The sequence below is a fragment of the Streptomyces sp. genome (genome assembly GCF_031181555.1).
Classification (GTDB): domain Bacteria; phylum Actinomycetota; class Actinomycetes; order Streptomycetales; family Streptomycetaceae; genus Streptomyces; species Streptomyces fimbriatus.
The window spans coordinates 1-4715 of record NZ_JAPSKQ010000280.1; the positions used below are offsets into that span (position 1 = coordinate 1).

A 4715-nucleotide genomic window follows, 5' to 3' on the forward strand; every position below is an offset into this window, starting at 1 on the left:
GACTGGTACATCGCGTCGATGTCCAGCGCATAGTGCCGCACTATCTCGTCCCGGCGCAGCTTCATCGACGGCGTGAGCAGCCCGTTGGCCACGTCGAAGGGTTCCGGCAGCACCCGGAACACCCGGATCGATTCCGAGCGCGACACGCTGCTGTTGGCCGCGGCGACCGCCCGTGCGATCTCCTCGCGCAGGGCGTTCTCCTCCCGGGCCTCCCGGGTCGGCGCGTCGCCCGGCAGGGACAGGGCCGCCCGCCAGTGGGTCAGGAACTCCGGGTCCAGCGTGATCAGGGCACCCACACAGGGCCGGTTGTCGCCCACGACGACGGCCTGGTGGACGAGCGGGTGCATCCGCAGCCGCTGTTCCAGCGCCGCCGGCGCCACGCTCTTGCCGCTGCTGGTGATGATGATGTCCTTCTTGCGGCCGGTGATCGTGAGATAGCCGTCGGTGTCCAGCCGGCCGAGGTCGCCGGTGGCCAGCCAGCCGCCGCTCAGCGCGGCCCGGGTGGCGGCCTCGTCGCCCACGTACCCCTGGAACACCGACGGTCCGCGCACCAGGATCTCCCCGTCGTCGGCCACCCGGATCTCGGTGCCCGGCAGCGCCCGCCCGACGGTGCCGGACTTCTCCCGGCCGAACGGCTGCATCGTCACCCCGCCGCCGGTCTCGGTGAGCCCGTAGCCGTCGTGGACGTAGATGCCGATTCCCTCGTAGAAGAGGGAGAGGTCGCGGCTGAGCGGTGAACCGCCGGAGGTGGCCCGGCGCACCCGGCCGCCCAGCGCGGCCCGCAGCCTGCGGTAGACCGTGCGCTCGTACAGGGCGTGCTGCAGCCGCAGATCGAAGCCCGGCCCCGGACCGCGGCCCAGCCGCTGCCGCTCCAGTGCGGCGGCGAAGTCCCGTGCCGTGTCGGCGGCCCGTTCGAACAGGGCCCCGCGGCCCGCCTGCTGCGCCGTGCGCAGGAAGTTCTTGTAGATCTTCTCCAGCAGTGACGGGACGGCGTACAGATAGGTGGGCCGGAAGGTGCGCAGGGCCGAGGACAGGGCCTCCCCGCCGGTGTCGGGTTCGTGCCCCATCAGCAGACCGCCGCGCACGCACAGCCCCTGGATCATCAGGCCGTAGACGTGGGAGAAGGGGAGGAAGGCGAGGACGGACCCCTGTTCCCCGGGCGGTACCGCCGTGTGCCCCCAACCCGCCAGCAGGGTGTCGCAGGGAAAGGCCAGATTGCGGTGACTCAGGGCGCAGCCCATGGCGTGACCCGAGGTGCCGGAGGTGTAGGCGATGACGGCCGTGGAGTCCGGCAGCACGATGCGGCGCATCGAGTCGACCGTGGCCAGCGGGATGTACTCGCCGCGCGCCACCAGCTGGTCCAGCGCGCCCGCGTCCAGCTGCCAGACGTGCCGCAGCAGCGGCAGCGAGGCGCACACGGACCCGACGGTCATCACACCCTGTTCGTCCTCGACCAGCACGGCCACACAGCCGGAGTCCCTGAGGATCCACTCCACCTGGTCGCGCGAGGAGGTCGGATAGATCGGGACGACCTCGGCGCCCACGGTCCACAACGCGTGGCACAGGACGGTCCACTCGTACCGGGTGCGTGCCATGATCGCCACCCGTCGGCCGGGCGAGATCCCCGACGCGATCAGGCCCTTGGCCAGGTCGACGACCATGTCGCGGAACTCCACGGCGGTGATCTCCTCCCAGGTGGAGGAGCCCGGAGAAGTGCGGTGGGCGAGCATCGGCAGGGTGGGGCTCTCGGCCGCCGTCTCGAACAGGCTGTCGGCGAGGCCGCCGGTCAGGGGCGAGACGGATGGGGGAGCGAGAGCGAGGTCGCGCATGCACTGCTCCTGACGTGTACGGGGTGTGACTCGGCCGACGAGCACCGTCATCGACGGTGCCTGAATCTAGCCGAGCCGGAGCGCCCCGGGGCCGGGATCACGACAACTGTTCCCCCACTGATGATCTCGGCGGTATCGGGGGACCCGGACGGCATGAACCACGTCAGTCCAGACCCCGAACCGGAACGCAGCACCGGCCTCGAACCGGGCGGCGGCGTCCCCCCGGGCGAGACCCCGCCCGCGGAGAGCAGCATGCCCGAGGCCGGCCCGTACGAGACGCACAACCCCACCAAGGGCTGGGCCAAGGGACCCATGACCGCGATCCTCGTCCTCGTGGCGCTGATCGCGGCCTTCTTCCTCGCCTACGCCCTGGTGCTCATCCTCTGAGAACCCGTCCGCCGAGAACCCGGCCCCGGACGCCCCGCCCGACAGGAGGCCGCTCCGGGGACCGGACCGCCCGCGGGACGCCTCACGCCTGGGTGTGCCGCACGCACTCCGTGACGACGTCCCGCAGGCTCCCGGTGCGCTCCATCAGCTCGCGCTGCACCCGCGCCCCGTTGCCGTCGCGCAGCAGCCGGGCACAGCCCTCCCGGGCCCGCTCGAGGTCCCCGATGTCCTCCAGCGCCTCGGCGACATGGTCGAGCAGGGCCCGCACGACCGCCTCGGCGGGCATGCGGCGCATGGTCCCGGGATGCAGCAGTTCGCCCGTCAGTCCCGACCGGGCCGCCTGCCAGGCGGCCAGCCGGAGCAGGCTGACACCGGGGTCGAGCGGTTCCCGGCCGGCCTTCCACTCGCGTGCGGCGGTCTCCACGAGTCCGCGGGCGAGGGTGGCGATCAGCCCCGCGGTCTCCGCGTGCAGACAGACGTCGGAGACGCGGATCTCCACCGTGGGATACCGCTGGGACAGCCGCGCGTCGAAGTAGACCATCGCCTCGTCCAGGATGGCGCCGGTGGCCACCATGTCGGCGACCTGCCGGTGGTACCGCTCGGCCGAGCCGAAGAGCTCCGTCGGGCCGGCCGACGGCCAGCGCTGCCAGACCCGGCTGCGGTAGCTGCTGTACCCCGAGTCCTTGCCCTGCCAGAACGGCGAGTTCGCGCTGAGCGCCGCCAGCACCGACAGCCAGGGCCGCAGCCGGTCCACGACGCCGACGCCCTCCTCGTCGGACTCGACGGACACATGGACGTGGCAGCCCAGGACGAGCTGCTCCCGGGTGGCGATGCCGTACTGCTTCTCCATCCACTGGTACCGGCGGTTGACGCCGATGGCGGGGCTGACCGGCAGCGGCGAGGTGGCGAGCGCGGCGACGGTGCAGCCGATCTCCCCGGCGTGCCCGGCGGCCTCCTTGCGGCAGCGGGCGATCTCCGCGTGCAGGCTCTCCATCGAGGACTGCGGATGCGTGGCGAACTCCAGCATCTGCTCGTGCAGCTCCTTCTCGAAGACGTCCCGCTCCGCGCCCTCCCGTTCGGCGCGGGCGAGCACCGCCGCGGACAACGCCCGCGGTTCACCCGTCTCCGGATCGACCAGGAGGAGCTCCTCCTCCACTCCGACGGTGCGCACGTGATGCCGCCCTTCTGTGACCTGCCGCGACGACGCCGAGATGCCCTGATGCCCTCGGCCGTACGACCCCGAATGCCCCGCTCGGGGCGTCGGACACCTGGCGGCGTCGTCCGGGCCTCACAGAGCGATCGGCGTCAGCCACACCGTCGCGAGCGGCGGCACCGTGAGCCGGAGGCAGCCGTCCTCGGGCTTGACCGGATCCGGGTTCGTGACGTCCCCGCCGCCGTAGCGGGCGGCGTCGGTGTTGAGGATCTCCTGCCAGGCGATCACGTCGTCACCGACGTCGAGCCGGTAGTCGTGCCGGACCACGGGCGAGAAGTTCGACACCGCCAGCAGCGGCCGGCCCCCGGCGTCGAACCGCAGGAACGCGAAGACGTTGTCGTCGGCGGCGTCGACCGCGACCCAGCGGAAGCCGGACGGGTCGGTGTCGCGCTGCCACAGCGCCGGGGTCGCCCGGTAGCGCGCGTTGAGGTCGCGGACCAGATCCCGCACCCCGCGGTGGTCACCCGCGGAGTGGTACCCGTCGTCGAGCAGCCACCACTCCGGGCCCTGCTTCTCGGACCACTCGGCACCCTGGGCGAACTCCTGTCCCATGAACAGCAGTTGCTTGCCGGGATGGGCCCACATGAACCCGAGGTAGGCGCGGACGTTCGCGCGCCGCTGCCACCAGTCGCCCGGCATCTTCGACACCAGCGCCTGCTTGCCGTGCACCACCTCGTCGTGGGAGATGGGCAGCACGTAGTTCTCGCTGTAGGCGTACACCATCGCGAAGGTCATCTCGTGGTGGTGGTACTTGCGGTGCACCGGCTCGTGGGAGACGTACTCCAGCGAGTCGTGCATCCAGCCCATGTTCCACTTCAGCCCGAACCCGAGGCCGCCGGTGTCGGTGGGCCGGGTCACCCCGCCCCACGCCGTCGACTCCTCCGCGATCGTCACCACACCGGGGCAGCGCCGGTAGACGGTCGCGTTCATCTCCTGCAGGAACGCCACCGCCGCCAGGTCCTCCCGGCCGCCGTACGCGTTGGGCTCCCACTGGCCGTCCTCGCGCGAGTAGTCCAGGTAGAGCATGGAGGCGACCGCGTCCACGCGCAGGCCGTCGATGTGGAACTCCTGGCACCAGTACACGGCGTTGGCGACGAGGAAGTTGCGCACCTCGGTGCGGGCGAAGTCGAAGGTGTACGTCCCCCAGTCCGGGTGCTCCGCGCGCCGGGAGTCCCCGGGCTCGTACAGCGGGTCCCCGTCGAACCGGGCCAGCGCCCAGTCGTCCTTCGGGAAGTGCGCCGGCACCCAGTCCATGATCACGCCGATGCCGGCCCGGTGCAGCGCGT

The 4715-nt window shown here is 71.7% G+C and carries 4 protein-coding genes; 1 reads left to right on the top strand and 3 read right to left on the bottom strand.

The window, feature by feature from the left end; all coding sequences use genetic code 11:
* Positions 1 to 1829, bottom strand: a 1829-nt coding sequence (locus tag RIM90_RS30595; protein ID WP_309063995.1) for an AMP-dependent synthetase/ligase, incomplete at its 3' end; no start/stop codon positions are given.
* A 153-nt stretch (positions 1830 to 1982) separates the two neighbouring features.
* Here RIM90_RS30595 and RIM90_RS30600 point away from each other — a divergent pair.
* Positions 1983 to 2216, top strand: a complete 234-nt coding sequence (locus RIM90_RS30600; RefSeq protein WP_309063996.1) for a DUF6480 family protein — start codon at positions 1983 to 1985, stop codon at positions 2214 to 2216.
* Between the two features lie 82 nt (positions 2217 to 2298).
* On the opposite strand, the gene RIM90_RS30605 is transcribed toward RIM90_RS30600, so the two are convergent.
* Both RIM90_RS30605 and glgB read right to left on the bottom strand, forming a co-directional pair.
* Positions 2299 to 3387, bottom strand: a complete 1089-nt coding sequence (locus RIM90_RS30605; protein ID WP_309063997.1) for a glutamate--cysteine ligase — start codon at positions 3385 to 3387, stop codon at positions 2299 to 2301.
* Between the two features lie 117 nt (positions 3388 to 3504).
* Positions 3505 to 4715: 1,4-alpha-glucan branching enzyme (gene glgB / locus RIM90_RS30610; protein ID WP_309063998.1), on the bottom strand; the 1211-nt coding region annotated here is incomplete at its 5' end.

What these genes read in the sequence shown, in the direction of transcription:
- RIM90_RS30600 (WP_309063996.1), top strand. Translation starts at nt 1,983, where the DNA reads ATGAACCACGTCAGTCCAGACCCCGAACCGGAACGCAGCACCGGCCTC.